General features: G+C 63.0%; 23 protein-coding genes. 5 read left to right on the top strand and 18 right to left on the bottom strand.

The genetic code is table 11. The features are described 5' to 3' along the window. Positions 1 to 243: 243 nt before the first annotated feature. From dnaG to ybiB, 5 genes are all read right to left on the bottom strand, one after another. Positions 244 to 2,040, bottom strand: coding sequence for a DNA primase (gene dnaG, locus ACZ0BA_RS27615; RefSeq protein WP_463454331.1), 1,797 nt, complete (start codon positions 2,038 to 2,040; stop codon positions 244 to 246). Positions 2,041 to 2,172: 132 nt separating this feature from the next. Then, the gene (locus ACZ0BA_RS27610; RefSeq protein WP_463454330.1) at positions 2,173 to 2,622 is read right to left on the bottom strand and encodes a GatB/YqeY domain-containing protein; all 450 of its coding nucleotides are present in this window, start codon (positions 2,620 to 2,622) and stop codon (positions 2,173 to 2,175) included. Positions 2,623 to 2,753: 131 nt separating this feature from the next. After that, positions 2,754 to 2,966, bottom strand: coding sequence for a 30S ribosomal protein S21 (gene rpsU, locus ACZ0BA_RS27605; protein WP_008451879.1), 213 nt, complete (start codon positions 2,964 to 2,966; stop codon positions 2,754 to 2,756). Positions 2,967 to 3,171: 205 nt separating this feature from the next. After that, complete coding sequence (locus ACZ0BA_RS27600; protein ID WP_463454329.1) at positions 3,172 to 4,389, bottom strand: BaiN/RdsA family NAD(P)/FAD-dependent oxidoreductase; 1,218 nt, start codon at positions 4,387 to 4,389, stop codon at positions 3,172 to 3,174. 67 nt (positions 4,390 to 4,456) lie between these two features. Continuing rightward, complete coding sequence (gene ybiB / locus ACZ0BA_RS27595; protein ID WP_463454328.1) at positions 4,457 to 5,446, bottom strand: DNA-binding protein YbiB; 990 nt, start codon at positions 5,444 to 5,446, stop codon at positions 4,457 to 4,459. Between the two features lie 112 nt (positions 5,447 to 5,558). Here ybiB and ACZ0BA_RS27590 point away from each other — a divergent pair, with 112 nt between their 5' ends. Further along, positions 5,559 to 6,617, top strand: a complete 1,059-nt coding sequence (locus ACZ0BA_RS27590; protein ID WP_463454327.1) for a 3-deoxy-7-phosphoheptulonate synthase — start codon at positions 5,559 to 5,561, stop codon at positions 6,615 to 6,617. Between the two features lie 11 nt (positions 6,618 to 6,628). Here ACZ0BA_RS27590 and ACZ0BA_RS27585 read toward each other — a convergent pair whose 3' ends face one another. Next, on the bottom strand, positions 6,629 to 6,943 hold the full coding sequence (locus tag ACZ0BA_RS27585; protein WP_463454326.1) for a Rieske (2Fe-2S) protein: 315 nt from the start codon (positions 6,941 to 6,943) through the stop codon (positions 6,629 to 6,631). A gap of 210 nt (positions 6,944 to 7,153) precedes the next feature. Between ACZ0BA_RS27585 and tsaD the strand changes: the two genes are divergently transcribed. Beyond that, positions 7,154 to 8,194 carry a tRNA (adenosine(37)-N6)-threonylcarbamoyltransferase complex transferase subunit TsaD gene (gene tsaD, locus ACZ0BA_RS27580; RefSeq protein ID WP_463454324.1) on the top strand — a complete coding sequence of 347 codons (1,041 nt, stop codon included), beginning with the start codon at positions 7,154 to 7,156 and terminating at the stop codon, positions 8,192 to 8,194. A gap of 26 nt (positions 8,195 to 8,220) precedes the next feature. On the opposite strand, the gene ACZ0BA_RS27575 is transcribed toward tsaD, so the two are convergent. The 8 genes from ACZ0BA_RS27575 to ACZ0BA_RS27540 form a co-directional block, all read right to left on the bottom strand. Continuing rightward, positions 8,221 to 8,403 carry a hypothetical protein gene (locus ACZ0BA_RS27575; protein WP_463454323.1) on the bottom strand — a complete coding sequence of 61 codons (183 nt, stop codon included), beginning with the start codon at positions 8,401 to 8,403 and terminating at the stop codon, positions 8,221 to 8,223. Between the two features lie 224 nt (positions 8,404 to 8,627). Then, entirely contained in the window at positions 8,628 to 9,863 is a 1,236-nt protein-coding gene (locus ACZ0BA_RS27570; protein WP_463454322.1) for a metal-dependent hydrolase, read from the bottom strand. A gap of 9 nt (positions 9,864 to 9,872) precedes the next feature. After that, the gene (locus ACZ0BA_RS27565) at positions 9,873 to 10,397 is read right to left on the bottom strand and encodes an AAA family ATPase (protein ID WP_463454320.1); all 525 of its coding nucleotides are present in this window, start codon (positions 10,395 to 10,397) and stop codon (positions 9,873 to 9,875) included. A gap of 3 nt (positions 10,398 to 10,400) precedes the next feature. Continuing rightward, positions 10,401 to 10,691 (bottom strand): DUF427 domain-containing protein, encoded by a 291-nt coding sequence (locus ACZ0BA_RS27560; RefSeq protein WP_463454319.1) that lies wholly within the window; start codon positions 10,689 to 10,691, stop codon positions 10,401 to 10,403. Between the two features lie 13 nt (positions 10,692 to 10,704). Then, positions 10,705 to 11,766, bottom strand: a complete 1,062-nt coding sequence (locus ACZ0BA_RS27555) for a sensor domain-containing diguanylate cyclase (RefSeq protein ID WP_463454317.1) — start codon at positions 11,764 to 11,766, stop codon at positions 10,705 to 10,707. A gap of 109 nt (positions 11,767 to 11,875) precedes the next feature. Further along, the gene (locus ACZ0BA_RS27550; protein WP_463454316.1) at positions 11,876 to 12,529 is read right to left on the bottom strand and encodes a DsbA family oxidoreductase; all 654 of its coding nucleotides are present in this window, start codon (positions 12,527 to 12,529) and stop codon (positions 11,876 to 11,878) included. Positions 12,530 to 12,607: 78 nt separating this feature from the next. Then, a complete protein-coding gene (gene plsY, locus ACZ0BA_RS27545; RefSeq protein WP_463454315.1) occupies positions 12,608 to 13,246 on the bottom strand; it encodes a glycerol-3-phosphate 1-O-acyltransferase PlsY in 639 nt (212 codons plus the stop codon). A gap of 58 nt (positions 13,247 to 13,304) precedes the next feature. Further along, positions 13,305 to 13,796 (bottom strand): aminoacyl-tRNA deacylase, encoded by a 492-nt coding sequence (locus ACZ0BA_RS27540; protein ID WP_315213853.1) that lies wholly within the window; start codon positions 13,794 to 13,796, stop codon positions 13,305 to 13,307. A gap of 48 nt (positions 13,797 to 13,844) precedes the next feature. On the opposite strand from ACZ0BA_RS27540, the gene ACZ0BA_RS27535 reads away from it, so the two are divergent. Next, entirely contained in the window at positions 13,845 to 14,852 is a 1,008-nt protein-coding gene (locus ACZ0BA_RS27535; protein WP_463454314.1) for an endonuclease/exonuclease/phosphatase family protein, read from the top strand. Positions 14,853 to 14,869: 17 nt separating this feature from the next. Here ACZ0BA_RS27535 and ACZ0BA_RS27530 read toward each other — a convergent pair whose 3' ends face one another. After that, positions 14,870 to 16,048, bottom strand: coding sequence for a putative bifunctional diguanylate cyclase/phosphodiesterase (locus tag ACZ0BA_RS27530; protein WP_463454312.1), 1,179 nt, complete (start codon positions 16,046 to 16,048; stop codon positions 14,870 to 14,872). A gap of 217 nt (positions 16,049 to 16,265) precedes the next feature. On the opposite strand from ACZ0BA_RS27530, the gene ACZ0BA_RS27525 reads away from it, so the two are divergent. Together ACZ0BA_RS27525 and ACZ0BA_RS27520 are read left to right on the top strand one after the other, a co-directional pair. Beyond that, positions 16,266 to 17,501 carry an efflux RND transporter periplasmic adaptor subunit gene (locus ACZ0BA_RS27525; protein WP_463454311.1) on the top strand — a complete coding sequence of 412 codons (1,236 nt, stop codon included), beginning with the start codon at positions 16,266 to 16,268 and terminating at the stop codon, positions 17,499 to 17,501. A gap of 2 nt (positions 17,502 to 17,503) precedes the next feature. Then, entirely contained in the window at positions 17,504 to 20,632 is a 3,129-nt protein-coding gene (locus ACZ0BA_RS27520; RefSeq protein WP_463454309.1) for an efflux RND transporter permease subunit, read from the top strand. Between the two features lie 93 nt (positions 20,633 to 20,725). Here the strand turns inward: ACZ0BA_RS27520 and ACZ0BA_RS27515 are convergent, their stop codons facing one another. The 3 genes from ACZ0BA_RS27515 to ACZ0BA_RS27505 form a co-directional block, all read right to left on the bottom strand. Continuing rightward, on the bottom strand, positions 20,726 to 20,905 hold the full coding sequence (locus tag ACZ0BA_RS27515) for a hypothetical protein (protein WP_463454308.1): 180 nt from the start codon (positions 20,903 to 20,905) through the stop codon (positions 20,726 to 20,728). Between the two features lie 70 nt (positions 20,906 to 20,975). Then, positions 20,976 to 21,881 (bottom strand): site-specific tyrosine recombinase XerD, encoded by a 906-nt coding sequence (xerD, locus tag ACZ0BA_RS27510; protein ID WP_463454307.1) that lies wholly within the window; start codon positions 21,879 to 21,881, stop codon positions 20,976 to 20,978. Then, entirely contained in the window at positions 21,857 to 22,354 is a 498-nt protein-coding gene (locus ACZ0BA_RS27505; protein WP_463454843.1) for a methylated-DNA--[protein]-cysteine S-methyltransferase, read from the bottom strand. Before ACZ0BA_RS27505 ends, xerD begins: the two co-directional genes overlap by 25 nt. Positions 22,355 to 22,791: the final 437 nt, after the last annotated feature.

The following is a 22,791-nucleotide window of genomic DNA, read 5'->3' as shown; positions in this document are numbered from 1 at the left end:
AAACCAAAGCTGGCCCTGGCCGCCGACACTGCGTCTTTCCCATGTCGATCAAGAGCCTAACTTACTGAAAACAAACACACTTTGCACAAAAAAACGATGCCAAAAGACACAACACTTAGCGTTTTATTATAGCACGCCACTTTTCAATATCCAGAGGGAAGAAGCCCGCCTCCCCCTTCGGAACAATGACAAAAACATGACATCCCAAAACGCCGTGCAACGCCATCATATCGCACCGCAACATTATCGGTTCGCCAACTCCGCCTGCGCCTCGCGCAACAGTTGATCTTGTTGCGAAGTCAACTCCCGATAACGCACACCAATCTCGTCGGATGACAGCCCGGCGGCGAACAACTGACTTAATTCCTGCTTCAACGCGTCGTTCTTGACCTGGCGGATCGCCCCGCGCAGGAAAGCCCGCACTGCATCAAAATCGGACTCCGATTCCTTCACCACTTCGGCGATGATGCCGTCGTACTCGTCGCCCTGCGACTTCAGATGTTGCGCGAACGCCGCAAAACTGCCGTTCGGCCCCATCGCCTGCGCCGCCGTCACCAGCTGCGCCAAGCGCTCGGCCGGTTCGGCGCCGAAAAATTCAAACGCCTTCAACGCCGCCGCATCGATGTCGAGCGACAACGGCGGATGCGCCACCAGCAGCCGCACAATTTGCAATTCCAGCCCGACCGGCACCGGACGGCCGCTACGGGCAGGCGCCTTGCGGGCCACCGCCACCGGTTTGGCCAGTTCGAACAGCACTTCGATCTCGGACGGCGTGGTCTGCGTCAACTGCGCCAGGCCGCGCACGATTTGCAGGCGCAACGCCGTCGGCGTCATCGATTGCAGCAAAGGCTTGGCGTCGAACTGCGCGCGCGCCCTGCCCTCCGGACTTTGCAAATCATGCTCGCCGACCACTTCCTTGATCAGGAACTGCGATAGCGGCATTGCCTCGTGTATTTCCTGTTCGAACGCCTCCTTGCCATGCGCGCGGACGTAGCTGTCCGGGTCGTGCTCGGTCGGCAGGAACAGGAACTTGATCGTCTTGTTATCCGTCACGTGCGGCAAACAGGCTTCCAGCGCGCGCCGTGCGGCGCGGCGGCCGGCCTTGTCGCCATCGAAACTGAAAATCACCATGTCGGTCTGACGCAGCAGTTTCTGTACATGATGGGTGGTGCAGGCCGTGCCCAGGGTTGCCACCGCTTGCGGGAACCCCATCTGCGCCAGCGCCACCACATCCATATAGCCTTCCGTCACCAGCACATAACCCGCATCGCGGATCGCCTGGCGCGCCTCGAACAAGCCATACAGCTCGAAGCCCTTAGAAAATAAAGGCGTTTCGGGAGAATTCAAGTACTTTGGTTCGCCGTGGTCCAGCACGCGGCCGCCAAAGGCGATGACCTGGCCCTTGGTGTTTTTAATCGGAAACATAATCCGCTCGCGGAAGCGGTCGTACCGCTTGCGGTTGCCGCCGTCTTCGTCGACCTTGTCGATGACCAGGCCGGACTCGGCCAGCGCCACCGCGTCGTAGTCGGGGAAGATGCTTTTCAGGCCATCCCAGCCGGCCGGCGCGTAGCCCAGGCCGAAACGGGCGGCGATTTCGCCGGTCAGGCCGCGATTTTTCAGGTAGGCGATGGCGTCGGTGGCGCCGCGCAGCTGGGCGCGGTAAAAGTCGCAGGCCTGCGTCATCGCGTCCGACAGGGCCATGCTTTGCGCCTGCATCTGCGCGCGTTGCGCCGGCGGAATCTTGTCATCCTGCTCGGGCACCACCATGCCGACGTTCTGCGCCAGGTCTTTGACGGCGTCGACAAAGCCCATGCCCGAGTATTCGATCAGAAAGCCGATCGAGGTGCCGTGGGCGCCGCAGCCGAAGCAATGGTAGAACTGCTTGGTCGGGCTGACCGTGAAGCTGGGCGACTTTTCACTGTGGAACGGGCACAGGCCCATGAAGTTCGCACCGCCTTTTTTCAGCTGCACGTAGCGTCCGACAACGTCGACGATATCGACGCGGTTTAACAAATCGGAGATAAAAGATTGTGGGATCACAGGGCTGAACGGTCGGGTAATTTTTCAGACTATACCGCCGCGCCGATCCGGTTTTGATGCGAATCAAGGCACGGCAGCGGCAAAAACGGCGCCACGGTGATGTGCACGCGGCGCCGGCGCGTGGCACGCTGATTATGCCGGGGACAATGCCTTCTTGACCAGTGCCGATACAACGGTCATGTCGGCGCGGCCGGCCAGCTTCGGCTTGACGATGGCCATGACCTTGCCCATGTCCTGCGGACCGGCGGCGCCCGAGGCGGCCACGGCGGCGGTCACTTCGGCGGCGATTTCCTCGTCCGACAGGCCGGCCGGCATGTAGGCGGTGAGCACCAACAGCTCGGCTTTTTCGATGTCGGCCAAGTCCTGGCGGTTGCCGGCTTCGAACTGGGTGATCGAATCCTTGCGCTGCTTGATCATTTTTTCCACGATGGCGACGGTTTGTTCATCGTTGACCTCGATACGCTCGTCGACTTCCTTGCGCTTGATTTCAGCCAGGATCAGACGGATGGTGGCCAGGCGCGACGCTTCCTTGGCGCGCATCGCGTTTTTCATGTCTTCGGTGATTTGTTCTCTCAGGCCCATGTGGATTTCCCTTGGTAAATTAGTAGTGTAGAAATGCGAAAACCCGCTGCGGCGAGCCGGAGCGGGTATCTTTCTAACTCAACCCGCGGCGCAAGCGCCATGCTGCCGGGTTGAATCTGCGCAAAGCAGAATTAGAACAGTTTTTTCGGCAGCTGCTGGCTGCGGATGCGCTTGTAGTGACGCTTCACTGCGGCTGCCAGCTTGCGCTTACGCTCAGCCGTTGGCTTTTCGTAGAACTCGCGTGCGCGCAGTTCGGTCAGCAGACCGGTTTTTTCGATGGTGCGTTTGAAGCGACGCATTGCGACTTCGAACGGCTCGTTTTCTTTAAGGCGAATAGTGGTCATGTAAAAATTCAAACCGTTTGAGGTTATAGGGAGAAAGAGACTATAGCAGCTTTTGCAGCAAAATGGAACCCCACAGGCCGCGTGGGCGGCCCGTCGTGTGGTATTCCCTGCAAAAACAATGCGGCATCAGTGACACAACCTGAGGCAATCTTTCTATAACATCAACGATTGCACAAGCGCCGCTACAGCAGGAAAACCGAGTATATCAGACGGACTGCCCCGCCGCCACACCAGATGCCCACGCCCACTGGAAATTGTAGCCGCCCAGCCAGCCGGTCACGTCGACCGCCTCGCCGATGAAGTACAGGCCAGGCACCTTGGTCGCCATCATGCTCTGCTGCGACAACTCGCGGGTATCGACGCCGCCGCGCGTCACTTCAGCCTTTTTATAGCCTTCCGAGCCGTTCGGCGTCAGCGTCCACTGGTTGATGGCGGCGCCCAGCTTGCGCAGTTGGGCGTCGGGCAGGTCGGCCAGGCGGGCGTCCAGCGCGAAACCGTGCGCCAGCAGCAAGCCTTCGGCCAGACGCGCCGGCAGCCATTGCGACAACACATTGCCCAACTGCTTCTTGATCGTGCCCTTGCCCTCGATCAAGGTGGCAGCCAGATCCAGTTCCGGGATCAGGTTGATGACGATCGGCGTCCCCGGCGTCCAATAGCTGGAAATTTGCAGGATCGCCGGACCGGACAGGCCACGGTGCGTGAACAGTAAATCCTCTCGGAAGCGTCCGCCGGTCGGGTTGCGCCCCTTGAAGGAGCCGGTCTCAACGTCGACTTCCAGCGCGATGCCGGCCATTTCGACGAACGGCGCCCAGGCTTGCGGGTCGAACGTCAGCGGCACCAGCGCCGGGCGCGGCTCGACCATGCGCAGGTCGAACTGCTGGGCGATGCGGTAGCCGAAGTCGGTCGCGCCGATCTTCGGGATCGACAGGCCGCCGGTGGCGATCACCACGCTATCGGCTTCGATCGTGCCGCTATCGGTTTGCAGGACAAAGCCGCCCTCGCCACCACCGGCAGCACGTTCCACGCTCTGGACCTTGCACGGCATCCACCAGTGGACATCGCCGGCGGCGCACTCGTCCTTGAGCATTTCTATGATTTGTTCAGCCGAGTCGTCGCAGAATAGCTGGCCGCGATGCTTCTCGTGGTAGCCGATGCGATGCTTCTTGACCAGCGCGACGAAGTCGGCGGCGGTGTAGCGCGACAAGGCGCTCTTGCAGAAATGCGGATTCTCGGACAGGAAGTTGGCCGGGCCGGTGTTGATATTGGTGAAATTGCAGCGCCCGCCGCCGGAGATGCGGATTTTCTCGGCCAGCTTGGTGGCATGGTCGACCAGCACCACGCGTTTGCCGCGCTGGGCCGCCGTCGCCGCGCACATCATGCCGGCCGCGCCGGCGCCGATTACTGCCACATCAAACTTTGCCATATTGAGTTCCCATCAGATAAGGGGCGGTATTGTACGCGAGTCGCGCGGCCCGCCCCACGCTGCCGATTTACTCGATCGGCTCGCTGACCCGCTGGCGCGACTGCAAGGTGCGCGATACCAGCAGGCACTGCGCCACCTGCTCGGCGATCGACGGCGGCACCGGCACCGCGCCGCTCAGCACCGAGGCGATCCACTCGGCGGTGGCCGCAGCGCTCTTGTCTTCCGGCAGCAGCGGCAATTCGCCGACCTGGGTTTGCTTGGGCACCAGGGTCGTTCGCAGGCCGCCGTGGAACCAGTCGATCTGCTGCGCCTTGTTGGCGTTGGCCACGGTTTCGCCTTCGGTGCCGCGCATCAAAAAGGCGTCGCCGCGCTCGTGCAACGCCGACGTGGTGAAATATTCGCCCAGCATTTCCAGATACTCGGGGTGGGTGTAGGACACCAGCCGCAGCGCCGGTCCGGCGAACGGCTGCATGATCTTGACCAGGGTGTGGGTCGAATTGCGCACGCCCAGCCGGCGCCGCAGCGACAGCATGTACGCCAACTTCGGCGCCAGCGCGTCGATGGTGATGAAGGCGACGTGGCCCTTGGCCATCTCTTCCTCGGCCTCGGCGCGGTGGCGCACGGCGCTCACGCCCAGCGCCTCGAACACCTCGGCGCTGGCAACGCGGCCGAGGTCGTGCGCCACGCCGTGCACCAGCACCGGCACGCCCTCGCGCGCCAGCAGCATGGCCAGCAGCGGCGTCAGGTTGGCCATCTTGCGGGCGCCGTTGTAGCTTGGAATACACACCGGCGCGTACTGCCCCGGCGGCGCCGTCAGCGCCTCGAACGAGCCTTCGGCCGCGTCGAGGAAGCCGGCGATCTCTTCCACCGATTCGCCCTTGATGCGCATGGACAGCAAAATGCCGCCCAGCTCGAGGTCGGACACGCGTCCGTCCAGCATGGCTTGATACAGGTCGTGGGCGTCGTCGCGCGTCATGCTGCGGGCGCCGTTTTTGCCGCGGCCGATCTCCTTGATGAGACGGGCGGCGAGGAAGGGTTCAGTGTTCGATATCGTCATGACATCAAGCTTAAACGATTTTGCCGAAATGTGAAAAAACCTTACTGGCGGAACCGGTATTACCTAATTCGGCTACACTATGTATCTCCTCGAAAAGAAAAATAGTCCAATCATGATCTCCCCAGACATCGAAAATATCAACGTCACGTCATTCGCGCCGATGCCGTCGCCCGAAGCCCTGCACGGCAAACTGCCGCTGACCGACAGCGCCTCCGAGACCGTCATGAAGGGCCGCGAAGCCCTGCGCAACATCATCGACCGCAAGGACAAGCGCCTGTTCGTGGTGGTGGGACCGTGCTCGATCCACGACCCGGTCGCCGGCCTGGACTACGCCCGCCGCCTCAAGGCGCTGCAGGCCGAAGTGGCCGACACCATGCTGCTGGTGATGCGCGTGTATTTCGAAAAGCCGCGCACCACCACCGGCTGGAAGGGTTATATCAACGATCCGGACATGGACGACTCGTTCCGCGTCAATGTCGGCATGGAAAAGGCGCGCCAGTTCCTGCTGGACGTCTGCGAAATGGGCCTGCCGACCGCGACCGAGGCGCTGGACCCGATCTCGCCGCAATACCTGGGCGACCTGATCGCCTGGACCGCGATCGGCGCGCGCACCACCGAATCGCAGACCCACCGCGAGATGTCGTCGGGCCTGTCGACGCCGGTCGGCTTCAAGAACGGCACCGACGGCGACATCAGCATCGCCATCAACGCCATCCTGTCGTCGGCGCATCCGCACTCGTTCCTGGGTATCAACGCGCAAGGCAATGTGTCGATCGTGCGCACGCGCGGCAACGCTTACGGCCACGTGGTCTTGCGCGGCGGCGATGGCCGCCCGAACTACGATTCGGTGTCGATCGCGATCGCCGAGCAGGCGCTGGCCAAGGCCAAGCTGCCGGCCAATCTGGTGGTCGATTGCTCGCACGCCAACAGCTACAAGAAGCCCGAACTGCAGCCGCTGGTCATGGGCGACGTCATCCATCAGGTCGTGCAGGGCAACCAGTCGCTGGTGGGCGTGATGATCGAATCGAACATCGTCGGCGGCAACCAGAAGATTCCGGCCGATTTGAGCCAGCTGAAGTACGGCTGCTCGGTGACCGACGGCTGCATCGACTGGGAAACCACGGAAACCATGCTGCGCGACGCGCACCAGCAGTTGCTCAAGCGCCCCTGATTCGACACCTGTCAACCAAACGCCATCACCCTGGTGGCCACGCCAAACGACCCCGCCAGCGCCGCCTCGGCCTTGCTGGCCGGGGCGCCAAGTTCCTGCAGGTCCAGATAGACCTTGCAATCCTCGACCTTGACGGCATAGCGCCGTGCATTGCTTTCACGCGGCTCGACATCGACCGTCTCGAGCACGGCAAACACGCTTTCCTCGTCGGTGCGGAACAGCGCCACGCCCGGCAACTCCTGCCAAGCCAGTCCACGCGGCACCAGGCGCGCGCCGCTCAGCGGCACATCCTTCACTTTGCAAATCAGCTTCCATTGTTCCGACATAGCGCCCTCCGGCTGTCAACTTACGTCTCCTCTCTAAGCAAAACTGGTGCCACACGGCAAATCCGTTAAATCGAGGTCAAACCCTGTCCGATTGGCAAAGTTTCGCACCCGGCCGGTGCGGTGCGGGCATCGGCTGGTGCAGCGACGCAAGGTCAACGGGCGCGCTTTCCATTACAATGCCGGATTACACTTTCACTTTGCTGCCCTTCCATGATCGTTCTCGGCGTCGAATCCTCCTGTGACGAAACCGGCCTTGCGCTGTACGACACGCAACACGGCCTGCTTTCCCACGCCCTGTATTCGCAGGTGACGATGCATGAGGAATACGGCGGCGTGGTGCCGGAACTGGCGTCGCGCGACCACATCCGCCGCGCCATTCCGCTGCTGACGCAGGCGCTGGAAGACGCCGGCAAATCGCTGGCCGATATCGACGCGATCGCCTACACGCAAGGCCCCGGCCTGGCTGGCGCGCTGCTGGTCGGCTCGTCGGTCGCGTGCAGCCTCGGCCTGGCGTTGGACAAGCCAGTGCTGGGCGTGCATCACCTGGAAGGCCATCTGCTATCGCCGCTGCTGGCGTCGCAGCCGCCGGAGTTTCCGTTTATCGCGCTGCTGGTGTCGGGCGGCCACACCCAGCTGATGCGGGTGGACGGCGTCGGCCAGTACACCTTGCTGGGCGAAACGCTGGACGACGCCGCTGGCGAGGCATTCGACAAGTCGGCCAAGCTGCTGGGCCTGGGCTATCCGGGCGGCCCGGCGATTTCGCGCCTGGCCGAGTTTGGCGACCCGCTGGCGTACAAGTTGCCGCGCCCGATGCTGCACACCAAGGATTTCAATTTCAGCTTCTCCGGCCTGAAGACGGCGGTGCTGACGGTCGTGAAGAATCACGACGAGAAAGTCATCGCCAATATCTGCGAGCAGGACAAAGCTAACATCGCGCGCGGGTTCGTCGACGCGATTGTCGAGGTGCTGACGGCCAAGTGCGTGTCGGCACTTAAGCACACAGGGTTGAAGCGGTTGGTGATTGCTGGCGGGGTCGGGGCCAACTCCCAGCTGCGGGCTTCGCTGAACGAAGCCGCCGCCAAGAAAAAGTTCAAGGTGTACTACCCGGAACTCGAGTTTTGCACCGATAACGGCGCGATGATCGCTTTCGCGGGCGCGATGCGGTTGATGATCAACCCCGACGCGGCCAAACGCGACTATTCGTTCAATGTACGGCCGCGCTGGCCGCTGGACGAGATCAAGGTGGTGTAACGTTTAGCTCAAGGTTAGCCTTGGCCTTAGCCTTGGGCGAAGGCCATCGAGGCCAGCACGGCCAGGCCTACCAGTGGAATCAGGTATTTTGCTTTCACTTTGCCCAACGACACACCTTGCGCGGCGATGCGCTCGCTGCGCAGACGGTGCTCGTCTGCTGCCGACTCGTGGACCAAATTCGATTTTGCTTTATCTTCAGTTGCGTTCATAACGTCCTCCGTAAGATTCGATCTTCTTCCTTTCTCAATAGCAATGCAATTGTCGTGCCAAGAAGATTGGACAAAGTTTGTCCTAATCGATCTATTCTATGGATTTTTGTCTCAAACACACCACACGATACGGGTGGGCAAGCACTAAAACCGTGCATTTGCACCAATACTGTGGGCTGCACAGCAGCCACCGGAACAACCAACCCGGGCAAATTGCACCGATTTTAGTGTTGTGGTGACAGCAAATCCTGGCGCGGATAGCCCCAGCCAGGCACGGCCGCCGGGCACTCCGCTGCCGGTGCGATATGTAGCGTCGTAAAATTACCGCGCGGCGTCAGCGCGAAACGATAATCCGACAGTTCGCCCTTGGTCGTATCCAGCCACGGCGCGCGGCCGAAATGCAACCAGGCATCGACCTGACAGTTGCTGTTTTTCAAAGCGCGCAACTGGGCCAGACTGCCCTGCTTCGCCTCGAACTCCATCACCGACGACGACAACGCCCGCGCCGATTGCGATTCCACCAGCGCCGCCGGACACGAAAGCGGCGCCAGCCAGGTCGGCGCGACGCTGGCCACCCCGCGCCGCAAACGATAGCTTCCCGCAGCCTCGTGGCTCTCGACACTGATGTAACTCCAGCACAAAGGCTGCGACGGATACGCCGTCATCACCACATCGAGCACGCGCGACGACGTGTCGGCCTGGTGCAACGCCGTGATGATCAGCCGGCGTCCCAGTTGAGACGCCGCGCCCTGCACCGCGATAAAGCCGATACTGACGCCCAGCGCCAGCAGCAAGCCGGCCCTGCCCCCGGCCCGGGCGCGCCATTGCACCGTCCCGCACGCCAGCGCGACCACCAGCAGCGCGGCAAACGACGGCCAGCCCAGATATCCATGCGCCGCGAAGAACACCAGCGCCGCGAACAGAACGGCCAACCCGAGCCAACGGGCCCAGCGCCAGCGCATGATGAGCGCCATCGGCGTGCCAATCGCCACCCAGAACAGCGGTTCGACTATGAACACCATGTCGCCGAAGAACCAGCGGCCGCTGAACGGGTACCACGGATGCACGCCGTACGAATTGGTGTAGTCCATCAACAGATGCAGCGCGAAGCCCGCCGTGATGCTCGCCGCCAAGCCCCAGCGCGCCGTGCCGCTGGCCCTGAGCAGCGCCCGCGCCGACGGCCAGCACAGCCACAACAGCGCCGCCAGCAGCAAGGCCTGCGGCAGCGCCAGCAAGGCCGTGTGCGTATGACCGCGATGGTGCAGCAGGTAGCCCAGCGGATCGGGCAGCAGCCGCGTCAGGAACAGGTCGAGGTCGGGGAAATTGCTGGCCAGCGCGCACGACACCAACAGCAGACGATGCCGCACGCGCTGCGAAACGTCGTCCGCTTCGTGCTTGATGCTGCGATGTACCAATTCTCCAACGCCGAAACCGATGATGCTGTGGGTAATATTGTCCATGTGCCTAATCTAGATCGAGCAGCTGCTGCAGCCGGCGCGGGTAGTGGTTGAGAAAGTCTCGCGTGATGGCGAAGTGCTCCGTGTCCTCGTAGGCGACCTCGGTAATGCCGGTGCCGTCGAATGCGAGCGCGCATGCAGCGAGTCCGCGCTGGCGGACGTGCGGTCGAAGATCTCGTCCATGCGGGTGGCGACGTTGTGAAAGCTCTCGGCGCGGAAGAAGTACCGGTCGCGCGGCGCCTTGAAGCTCTTCGACAGCCGCAGCGCCTGATGCAACGGCGCCGCCTCCAGCGCCGTGTTGAGGCTGATGTTACGGCTGCCGCCGTCGATGCCGAAGCCCAGCGCCAGCGCGATCGATTCGAGCAGCGTCGATTTGCCGGCGCCGTTCTCGCCGATGAAAAACGTCACGTCCGGATGAAAGCTGATCGATTCGAGATCCCGCACCGACGGCACGTTGTACGGATGCCGGTCCCAGTCGACATCGTCGCCAAACTGCGCCGTGATCCTTTGCAGGTACGGCTTGGCCGACAACGCCATCGGCTAGCGCTGCACGTCCACGCCGCGCCAGAACGCGATGTGGTCCTTGATTTGCGCCGCCTTCTCGGACGGCTGCGGGTAGTACCAGGCGGCGTTCTCGTTGTCCTTGCCGTCGACGTTGACGGTGTAATAGCTGGCCAACCCTTTCCACGGGCAGCGGCTGGTATGGTCGCTGGCCTTCAGGTATTCGGACTTGACGGCCGATGGCGGAAAATAGACGTTGTTCTCGACGATTTCGACTTCGTCGTCGCTCGCTTGCGCGATGACAACGCCGTTCCAGGTAGCGGTGGGCATCAGGTGATTCCTTTCAGTGTCGTTCAAGGACCGCGCCTTCGACGCGGTTGCGGCCGGCGTGCTTGGCGCGGTATAGCGCGGCATCGGCCTGCCGCAGCAGGCTTTCGGCATCGTTGATTTCCATATGGTCGAACGCGCCGACGCCGAAGCTGGCGGTCACCGGCAGCGGCCGCGCGCCGGCGTAATGCAGCTGCGACTCGATTTTCAGGCGCAAGGTCTCGGCGAACTTCAGCGCGCCATCCAAAGGCGTGTTGGGCAGGATCACGCACAATTCCTCGCCGCCGTAGCGGCCGGCGATGTCGATCACGCGCACGCTCTCGCGCAACAGGCGGCCGACGCCGGCCAGCACCTGGTCGCCGACGGAGTGGCCGTGCTCATCGTTGACGCGCTTGAAGTGGTCGAGGTCGATCATCACGGCCGACAGCGGCGAGCGGAAGCGCTTGGCGCGCGCGGCCTCGAAGCGCAGCCGCTGCAGCAGCGAGCGGCGGTTGTGCAAGCCGGTCAGCTCGTCGGTGGTGGCCAGCAGCTCGAGCTCGCGCACGGCGTCGCCCAGGGTGCGTTCGCTGGCCCGCAATTCGATCAGCGCCATGACCTGGCGTCCCAGCCGCAACAGCAACGAGCGCTGCTCCGCGTCCAGGCTGCCGGGCTTGGTGTCCATGACGCACAGCGTGCCGATGGCGAAGCCGTCCGACGACGTCAGCGCCACGCTGCTGTACATGCGCATGTGCGGCGGGTTGACGGTCAGCGCCATGCGCGCGGTGCGGTAATCCTCGGTCAGGTCGGGAATCTCGGTGGCGGCCTCTCCCAGCACCGCCAGCGAGCAGTAACTCTCGCCGCGCGGCAACTCGCCCATGTGCATGCCGGCGCACGATTTGATCCACACCCGGTCGGCGTCGACCAGCGACACGAAGGCGTAGGGGACGTTGCAGATGCGCGCCGCCAGCTCGGTGAGGAAGCTGAAGTCTTCGCAGGCGGGGGAGTCGAGGATGTCGTAGCGGTGCAGCGCGGCCAGGCGGAACTGATCGGCTGGCGGGCGGGAGGTGGTCAGCGTGTGTACGTTGTCTGCGGCCAGCATTGGGGTTCCCCGGTAGCGACGTAGTCTTGTTATAGGTGGATACTACCAATTAATTTTATAACAAAACCATGCGTCACGGCGGGCCACCCCGCCGCTGACCCGTATATTTTTACGATTGCGACATGATTTCACGCAGCGCCTTTTCAAACACGGCCGCCGGTTGGCCGCCCGAGATCAAATGGCGTTCGTTGATAATGATTGCAGGCACCGAGTTGATGCCGTGGCGCTGGAAGAACTGCTCGCGCTCGCGCACCTCGGCGGCGTAGCGGTCCGATTGCAGCACCTCGGCGGCCACGGCCGTGTCCAGGCCCACCTCGCCGGCCACGCGCAGCAGCACCTCGTGCGAGCTCGGATCGTCGCCCAGCGTGAAATAGGCGGCAAACAGCGCCTCCTTCAGCGCGCGCTGCTTGCCATCGCCTTCGGTGTCGGCCCAATGCAGCAGGCGGTGCGCATCGAAGGTGTTGTAGATTCGACTACGTTTGTGCATGGCAAAATCGAAACCCACCTCGGCGCCGCGGGCGCGGATCATGTTGCGCGCCTGGTCCTGCTGCTCGGGCGTGGAACCGTATTTCTCGGTCAGGTGTTCGTCGATGTTCTGGCCTTCGGGGGCCATCTTGGGATTGAGTTCGAACGGCTGGAAATGCAGGCTGACGTCGGCATCGCCGCCGATATTGTCGAGCGCTTGTTCCAGCGACTTCAGGCCGATCGCGCACCAGGGGCAGGAAACGTCGGAGACGAAATCGATTTTGACGGGAGTGCTCATGCGGGGGCCTTTGCTGAAAGTGATAAGTCAGCATATAGCGGCGCTCGTCGCAAATTCAAGCGCCGGCCCCGCGATGCGTTAATTTTTTGCTTTGTTTTGCGTTTTGGCGGCGTCTTTGCTCTTGCTGCCGATGCGGCTTTCCTTGCCAGCGATCAAGTTCGAGATGTTCTTGCGATGACGGAAAATCAACAGCACGCACATGATGAACACGGCCCCCAGCTGCGGATCGAAGCCGAACAGCAGGCCGTAATAGAACGGCGCGAACAACGCCGCCACCAGCGCCGCCAGCGACGAGTAGCGGAACGCGAACGCCACCGCCAGCCACGTCACGAAGGTCGCCAGGCCCAGCCATGGGTTCAAGCCCAGCAGCACGCCTAACGCGGTCGCCACGCCCTTGCCGCCGACAAAGCGGAAGAATACCGGCCACAGATGGCCCAGGAACACCGCGATCGCCACCAGCGCGATGGTGGCGTCGCCGATCTGCAATTGCTGGTCGTAGCGCATCGCCAGCCACACCGCCAGCCAACCCTTGGCGCCGTCGCCGATCAAAGTGACGATGGCTGCCGCCTTGTTACCGCTTCGCAACACATTGGTGGCGCCGGGGTTTTTGGAACCGTAGGTGCGGGGATCGGCGATACCGAACAACTTGCTCGTGATCACGGCAAACGAGATCGAGCCGAGCAGATAGGCGGCTACGGTCATCCAAACTGTATTCATTGTTTCCTCAAAAAATGTGACATCCCCCGGGGGACCCGAGAATATACACTGCCAACGCTCAGTCGGCCAGAGCGCAGTGGACCGGCTTGGCCCCCAGCAGGTCGACCAGCACTTGCGGCGCGATGCCGACCAGATAGCCTTTCCTGCCGCCATTGATATAAATGGTTTCCAGCGCAAGGATGCTATCCTCGACGTACACCGGCAGCGCCTTGCGGGTGCCGAACGGCGAGGTGCCGCCGATCTGGTAGCCGCTGTGGCGCGTGGCCACGTCCGGTTTGCAGGGCTCGACCGACTTGCAGCCGATGCCGCGCGCCAGGTTCTTGGTGGATACCTTGCAGTCGCCGTGCATCAGCACGATCAGGGGTTTGGCGGCCTCGTCCTGCATCACCAGGGTCTTGACGACGTGGTGCTCGTCCACGCCCAGCTCCCGCGAGGACACGCTGGTGCCGCCATGCTCCTCGTAGTCGTACGGATGCTCGGTGAAAGGAACCTTGTGCTTGCGCAGAAACTGCGTCGCCGGGGTCTCGGAGATGTGCTCTTTTTTGGCCATGCGTGATACGCTGTTCGTGAAGGTTGTCGTCTACAGGAGTTTCTCATTATGCAGCAGGAAATTCGCTTTGCCACTTTCAATGTTTGCAATCTTTCCCAGCCTGGGGCGAAATTGTACGACAACTTGGCGCCGCTGACGGCGGACCATTACCAGGCCAAGGTCTTGTGGACCGCCCAGCAGCTCGACGAGCTCGACGCCGACGTCATCGGATTGCAGGAAGTGTTTTCGATGGCCGCGCTGCGCGACGTGCTGGCCGCCAGCCGCCGCTACCGCGAGGCGTCGCTGTCGGGCTTCGATCCTGCGCCCGATCCGCACACCGGCGAGCCGCGCCTGACGCCGCAGGTGGCGCTGGTGTCGCGCCTGCCGCTGGCCGCGCCGGCCCACGCCTATCAACTGTTTCCTGACGGTGTCGCCATGCCTGAGGGCAACCGCGACGCCGACCGCTTCGCCCGCGCGCCGCTGCACGCGCAGGTGGTGCTGCCGGACGAGCGCGTCATCGACGTGCTGGTGATCCATCTCAAATCCAAGCGCCCCGATTACCGCCACGGCGACCCCGGCGACGAGGCCATGCTGTACGCGCAGGCCAACCTGCGCTCGCTGATACGGCGCGGCACCGAGGCGGTCGCGCTGCGCGCGCTGCTGAGCCAGATGGACCGTGACGGCCGCCGCCCGCGCATCGTGCTGGGCGACTTCAACGACACCGCCGACGCCGTCACCACCACCATCGTCATGGGCTCGGGCTGCGTCGGGCTGGCCGACGAGGAACTGAGCGGGCGGCTGTTCGACAGCAACCAGATCCAGCGCGGCCGCGACCGCCTGCGCCATGTCGGCTACACCATCATCCACGAAGGCCATTACATGACCATCGACCATGTGCTGGTGTCGGAGGAATTCAACCCGGCGTCGCGTTTCGCGGTCGGCGAGGTGATGGATGTAACGTATCTGAACGACCATCTGTTGCAGGCCAAGCCGGAGGCGTCCGACCATGGGCAGGTGCTGGTGCGGGTGCGCATGTATGACGAACGCCGCGGCCGCGAGCGGGCCACCGAGATGTAACCAGACGTGTTTGGACATCAGCCGTCCAGCAGGCTTCCTAAGCCGTCCAGATCGCCATTCAGGCGGGCGTAGCGGCCCTGATACTGGTCGCAGCCGTTGTCGCGCAGGAAGCGCAGCTGCGCCTCGGTCTGCACGCCCTCCGCCAGCACCGTCAGCCCCAGGCTGTGCGCCATCGCGATGATGGCGTTGACCACCGGCGCGTGCACCACGGCATCTCCCCCACCGTCGCCCTCCCCGCCGCCGATGCCGCTGACAAACGACAGGTCGATTTTCAGCTTGTCCAGCGGATATTCCTTCAGATGCCCCACCCGCGTGTAGCCGGTGCCGAAGTCGTCCAGCGCCAGCCGCACGCCCAGCGTCCGCAGCGCACGCAACGTGGCGGCCGCGCCGGCGCTGTGCTTCATCAGCATCGCTTCCGTCAGTTCCAGCTGCAACAGCGCCGGCGGCAGGCCGGACGCCTCCAGCGCCGCGCGCACCTTGTCGACCAGATTCTTTTGCAGAAACTGCGTCTGCGATAAATTGACGCCGACCACCAGCGGATGGCCGGCGTCGTGCCAGCGCCGCGCCGCCAGGCAGGCCTGCTCCAGCACCCACTCGCCGATCCGCACCATCAGCCCGCTGTCCTCGGCGACGCCGATAAAGCGCTGCGGGCGCAGCAGCCCCAACGTCGGATGGTGCCAGCGGATCAGCGCCTCGGCCCCCAGCGGCCGGCCGCTGGCGATGTCGACCTCGGCCTCGTACTCCAGCGTGAACTGGCGGTTCGTCAGCGCGCGCCGCAACTCGTTCTCGAACGCCACCCGTTCGACGATCTGGGCGTTCATCTCCGGACTGAAGAACTGATAACCGTTCCTGCCGCTTTCCTTGACGTGGTACATCGCCAGGTCGGCGTTTTTCATCAGGGTTTCGATGTCGGCGCCGTCGTCGGGAAAAATGCTGACCCCGATCGACGTGCTCACGTGCAGCCGGTGAGGCTCGAGCACGAACTCCTGCGCGATGGCCTGCTGGATGGAGGCGGCCACGTGCGCGGCCTGCTCGATGCTGCCGATGTCGGCCAGGATGACGACAAACTCGTCGCCGCCCTGGCGGCTGACCGTGTCGACGCCGCGTACGCACTTGACCAGCCGCGCCGCCACATCCTTGAGCAGCAGGTCGCCGATATGGTGGCCGAGCGTGTCGTTGGAAGTCGACAAACACATGGCCCTCTCTTGGAGATCGCCCTCGCAGGCCTTCGCCATTCTTGCCCTTGCGGCGCAAGCGCCATTGACTTGCCTCAAACACCTTGATCCCGGTTTTTCGCGTTTCAGCCACGTTTTTGCACCACTCGTCGCATTTTGATGGCGACCGTCCTTGCAAATTCATAAAGTGCCAACATGCGCCGTCCCTCCGGCGCGACAACATTCGCAGAAGAACGATATGAAAATTGAAACCTTGCCCCTCACCTCCCTGCCCACCGTGCGTAGCAAAACCTGGCGCAAGCCGGCGATCGGACTGGGCGTCTTGATCGTGCTGGGCCTGGCCGCCGGCGGCTGGACCGTCATGCGCGGCAACCAGGCCGCCCCCACCGCGCCGGTGGCGCAGGCCGAGGGCAAGAAAGAGAAGAAACAGGAAGTCTTCGAACTGGCCAGCGGCGACATCGCGGCCATCGATGCCAGATCATTGGCGGTCAGCTTGCCCTTGTCCGGCTCGCTGGCGCCCCTGAGTTCGGCCACCATCAAGTCCAAGATCTCGGGCGTGGTGGAGGCCACCACGGTGCAGGAAGGCATGGCCGTCAGCGCCGGCCAGGTGCTCGCCCGCATCGACCAGGCCGACCTGCGCGCGCGCCTGCAACAGCAGCAGGCCATGCTCGACGAAGCCCAGGCCAAGCTGTCGATGGCGACCAAGAACGAAGCCAACAGCGAGGCGCTGCTATCGCAAAAGTACATCTCGCAAAACGCCTTCGATTCGACGCAGAACACGGTCGCGCTGGCGCGCGCCAACGTCAAATCGGCCGCTGCGATGGTCGAGATCGCCCGCATCGCGCTCAACGACGGCATCATCAAGGCGCCGATCAGCGGCATCGTCAGCAAGCGCCACGTGCAGGCCGGCGAAAAACTGGCGCCCGACATGCCCATCTATAGCATCGTCAACCTGGCGGAACTGACTTTGGAGGCGCAGGTGCCGGCCTCGGAAATCCCGCGCGTGAAGGTCGGGCAGGATGTGCGCTTCAAGGTCGACGGTTTCCAGAAACGCGAGTTTGCCGGCAAGGTGGCGCGCATCAACCCGGCCACCGAGGCCGGTTCGCGCGCGATGCTGGTCTACATCGCCGTGCGCAACGACGACAGCGCGCTGCGCGCCGGCATGTTCGCCAAGGGCAGCATCGTTACCGACCGCTCGGGTGTCGCGCCCATCGTGCCGATGACGGCGCTGCGCGACGAGCAGGGCAAGCAGGTGGTCTACAAGATTGAAAACGGCAAGGTGGTGGCGCAGCCGGTCACCCTGGGCTTGCGCAACGACGACGAAGGCTATGTCGAGGTCACCGACGGCCTCGACAAGGGCGCCAACGTCATCGTTTCCAAGTTGAACGCCGTCAAGCCGGGCGCGCAGGTCAAGCTGCCCGCGACCTTGACGCCAGCGACGCCGGCCAAAGCGGCCATGCTGGCGAAGGGCTGATCATGTGGATCACTAAAACCAGTATCCAGAACCCGGTGTTCGCCACCATGGTCATGGTGGCGCTCGTGGTGCTGGGCATGTTCTCGTACCGCGAACTGGGCATGGAAGCCATGCCCAACGTCGACATTCCCGGCGCGATGATCGAAGTCAATTACCCGGGCGCGTCGCCCGAGGCGGTCGAGAACGACATCACGCGGCCGATCGAGGAAGTGGTCAACACCGTCAGCGGCATCAAGACCCTGCGCGCCAACTCGTGGGAAGGACGCGGCGCCGTCTACGTCGACTTCGAGCTGTCGACCAATATGGACAAGGCGATGCAGGACATCCGCGACAAGGTCGCACAGGTGCGCCCGCGCTTCCCCAAGGAAGCCAAGGACCCGTTCATCGTCCGCTTCGAAGGCGAGAACAGCCGCCCCATCGCCCAGATCGGCCTGACCGCCACCGCCCACACCTTGCGCGAATTGTCGACCATGGCCGACCAGGTCATCGGCAAGCGCTTCCAGGGCGTGGCCGGCGTCGGCCAAGTGCGCCTGAACGGCATGGCCGCGCGCCAGATCCTGATCAGCCTGCGTCCCAACGACCTGACCGCGCAGGCCATCGGCGTCGACGAGGTCATCGCCGCGATCCAGGCCACCAACACCAACCTGCCGGCCGGCTCGATCAGCTTTGCCGGCAACGAGCAGCTGGTGCGCGTCGAGAACAAGATGAAGGAGGCGCGCGACTTCAACAAGATCATCGTCGCCCGCCGCGCCAACGGCCCGGTCTACCTGGAACAGGTGGCCACGGTGATCGACGGCGCCCAGGAGGAAATGTCGATTTCGCGCCTGAGCGGCCAGCGCGCCGTCACCATCGACATCACCAAGGTGCAGGACGCCAACGTGGTCGAGGTCGGCACGCGCATCCAGAAGGTGGTCGCCGAGCTGCAAAAATCGCTGCCGTCGGACATCACCTTGACCCTGCTCAACGATGAATCGGTCAAAGTGCAGAGCCAGCTCGACAACGTCAAGCGCACCATCATCGAAGGCGCCGTGCTAACCATGGTCATCGTGTTTTTCTTCCTGCACTCGTGGCGCTCGACCATCATCACCGGGCTGACGTTGCCGATCTCGGTCATGGCCAGCTTTATCGCGATGAAGGTGTTCGGCTTCACCTTGAACTTCCTGACCCTGATGGCGCTGTCGTTGTGCATCGGCCTGCTGATCGACGACGCCATCGTGGTGCGCGAGAACATCGTGCGCCACCTGGGCATGGGCAAGAACCACCGCAAGGCGGCCGAGGACGGCACCAACGAAATCGGCCTGGCCGTGATGGCCACCACGTTTGCCATCGTCGCCGTGTTCATCCCGGTGGCGTTCATGCAGGGCATCATCGGCCGCTTCTTCCTGCAATTCGGCATCACGGTCGCGGTGGCGGTGATGGTGTCGCTGTTCGTCAGCTTCACGCTCGACCCGATGCTGTCGTCGGTGTGGCCCGATCCGGTCAAGGACCGCTTCAAGTATGTGCCGTGGCTGGGCCGCCTGATGCATTGGCTGGAGGGCGGCGTCGACAAGCTGCACGTGGTGTACGGCAAAATCCTGGGCCTGGCGCTGCGCTGGCGCAAGCTGACCCTGGCGTTCGCCTTTGCGCTGTTCGCCGGCAGCCTGATGCTGGTGCCGATGATCGGCGGCGAGATGATGCCGGAGCAGGACAACGGCTGGGTCAACCTGCAGATGAAGACGCCGGTCGGCTCCAGCCTGGAATACAACGACAACAAGGTGCAGCAGGTCGAGGCCGCGCTCAAGGAATTCCCCGAAATCGCCCAGGTCATCGCCGTGGTCGGCACCGAGGACGGCCGCAACACCGCCCGCATCGACATGAAACTGGTCGACCGCAAGACCCACAAGCGGCCGTCGCAAAAAGTCATGGAAGGCAAGATCCGCGAACGCTTGTCCAAGATCGCCGGCATCACGATGTCGGTCGGCTGGAAGCCGATCTTCATTGCCATCCTCGGCACCGACGAAGGCAAGCTCGACACCGTTGCGCACCGCCTGATGGACAAGATGCGTCCGATCAAGGGACTGGTCGACCTGGAATATAGCCAGGAAGGCGCCAACCCGTCGACGACGGTCAAGATCAACAACGAGCTGGCCAGCGACCTCGGCCTGACCGTGCAGCAGATCGGCACCGCGCTGCGCCCGTTCGTGGCCGGCGACACCACCAGCCACTTCCTCGCGTCCGATGGCCAGAACTACGACGTCAATGTGCAATTGCCTAAGTCCGGCCGGCAAAAGGTGGCCGACCTGGCCGACCTGTCGCTGGCGTCGAGCAAGCTGGGGCCGGATGGCCGTCCGGTGATGGTGCCGCTGCGCCAGGTGGTCGACTTCGTGCCGTCGTTCAGCCCGCAAGTGCTCAAGCGCCAGGCGCTGCAGCGCCGGGTGGCGATTTACGCCAACACCGAAGGCCGTCCCGGCGGCGACGTCGACGGCGACGTGCGCAAGGCCATGAAGGAAATCGAGTTGCCGGACGGCGTGCGTTTCGACGTCGGCGGCAACGCCCAGGAGATGGAGGAAAGCATGACCTCGGCCATGGTCGCGCTCGGCATCGCGGTGATCTTTATTTATCTAGTGCTGGCGTCGCAATTCGGCAGCTTCCTGCAACCGGTGGCGATCATGATGTCGCTGCCGCTGTCGCTGATCGGCGTGCTGGTGGCGCTGCTGGCGACCGGCAGCACCTTGAACATCTTCTCGGTGATCGGTTTCATCATGCTGATGGGCTTGGTGACCAAGAATGCGATCTTGCTGGTGGACTTCACCAATCAGGCGCAGCGCGAGGGTGTGGGCCAGTTCGAGGCGATCATGAGCGCCGGCCAGGTGCGTTTGCGGCCGATCCTGATGACGACCTTGGCGATGGTGTTCGGCATGTTGCCGATGGCGATAGGCCTCGGGGAAGGCGGCGAGACGCAGGCGCCGATGGGCCGCGCGGTCATCGGCGGGGTGATCACGTCGACCATTTTGACCCTGGTGGTGGTGCCGGTGGCGTACACGTATCTGGACAACCTCGGCAAGCGCTGCGTGCGGTACTTCAAGCGCCGGCAGCATGCGGAGCATGAGGAAGCCGTCGAGCACCTGCACGTGGTAAGTAGAGCGGATTAGCGAAGCGTAATCCGCCATGAGCCGCCGATGGCGCATGCATGGCGGATTACGCGCTTCGCGCTAATCCGTCGTACGCGGAACCGTGGCTAAGCGTTATTCCTTGGCAGGCTCGGCGGCAGCATCGCCACCCTCTTCGTCCTCGACGACTTCGCCCTCCTCGGCCAGGCCCGGGTTGGCCTTCAGCTCGGCCTTGCGCCGGGCTTTTTCATCCGCTTTTTTCTTCTTTTCCAGCTCGCGCTGACGTTTTTCGTACTGGAAGTTTGTCTTCGCCATTTGCTACCTCTTCTCTATCCGGTTGATTACCTGCTTACATTATGACGTAGATACGGCCGATGCAAGTTTTTCAGCCTCGGGGATGATGTTGCGCATGCAGATGCTTCAAGCGTTCCCGTGCGACATGGGTGTAGATTTGCGTGGTGGAGATGTCGGAATGACCAAGCAATAACTGCACCACACGCAGATCGGCGCCATGGTTGAGCAAATGCGTGGCAAACGCGTGCCGCAGCGTATGCGGCGACAGCGGCGCCGTAATGCCGGCCTTCAGCGCATGTTTTTTGATCACCACCCAGAACATTTGCCGCGTCATCGGGCCGCCGCGTCCGGTGACGAACAGCGCATCGTCAACCTGGCCGTTGAGGATCACGCCGCGCGCATCTTTCACGTAGCGCTCGATCCATACCCGCGCCTGCTGCCCGAACGGCACCAGCCGCGTCTTGGCGCCCTTGCCGGTGACGCGCAGCACGCCGTCGTTCAGGCTGAGCTCGAGCATCTTCAGGTCCACCAGCTCCGACACGCGCAGGCCGCTGGCGTACATCAGCTCCAGCATGGTGCGCTCGCGCAGGCCCAGCGGCGTGTTGACGTCGGGCGCGGCCAGCAGTGCCTCGACTTGAATTTCGCTCAAGGTGTGGACGAAGCGATGCGGCTGCTTGGCCGATACCAGTTTCAGGCTGGGATCGTCGGTGATGCGCCGCTGGCGCAGCAGCAACTGATAAAAACGCTTGATCACCGACAGCCGCCGGTTGGACGAGGTCGCCTTGCCGCTGTCCTCGTGGCGCGCGGCGATATAGCCCTGGATATCGTGCGTGGCCACCGCCGCCAGGCCGGGCACGCTCGGCCGCTGTGACTCCAGCCAGCGGGCGAACAGGCGCATGTCGCGCCGGTACGCTTCCAGCGTGTTTTTCGACAGCCCGTCCTCGAGCCACAGGCTGTCGCAGAACTCGTCGATCAGAGCAGTGTTGTCTGTTGCCATGCGTACTCGCTCGATCCTTCGTGGGCCAGCAGCCAGCGCTTGATGCCCAGCAGGTAGCCGTTGGGGTCGTCGCTGTTGGCAAAGCCGCCCAGGCCGGCGGCGGAGGTGACGCGGTGGCACGGCACCACGATCGGGAACCAGTTGGCGCCGCAGGCCTGCCCCACCGCGCGCGGCGCGGAGCCGATGTGCCTGGCCAGTTCGCCATAGGTGCGCACGCTGCCGCGCGGGATCGAGCTGATGGCGCCCCACACGGTTTTCTGGAAGTCGGTGCCGGCCTGCTTGAGCGGCAAGTCGAAGCGGTGGTCGGCGTCCTCGCAATAAGCTTGCAGCTGGGTAACAGCCAGCACTGCGGTCGCGTCCTCGGCATCCTTCGCATCAAAATGGGGCGGCAAGTAACACAGCTCAGTGATCAGACCACTTGCGGTGCGCACGCCGATTTTCCCGAATGGCAATTCGACGATGGCAGAAAAAATTTCACGCTGTTGTTGTATATTCGTCACAGTTGATGCACCAAAAAAGATCTCCGTTGTCCTGACTCGCATATCGCAACGCACCATCATGTTGCGTGCCCGCGACAGTCCTTTGCCGAACAAGTCGCGCACGACCTCCGGCGGGCGCCGTGCAGCGCTGCCCGCCACGCCCGCATTGTAAAACGCCAGGCGAAAAAAAACGCACCAGAAGGTGCGTTTTTAAACCTGCTTCACGTTCCCGGTCGTTTGCGTGTCCCCGTAGCGCGCTTGTGGCGGCCTGCAGCGACTATCACAACGACATTCTGTAAAACGTGTGTCTCCTCGATCGATTGCCGGTATTAAGTACCGATTCTATCCACACTCCCCACCTACAATTCCTTGCTGCTATCACCGAACCAACTAGCTTATTCGGATTTCCTCTAGAGCGACGCCATCATAAC

The organism is Duganella sp. AC917 (assembly GCF_979258245.1).
This window is presented reverse-complemented; position numbering and strand designations above follow the sequence as displayed.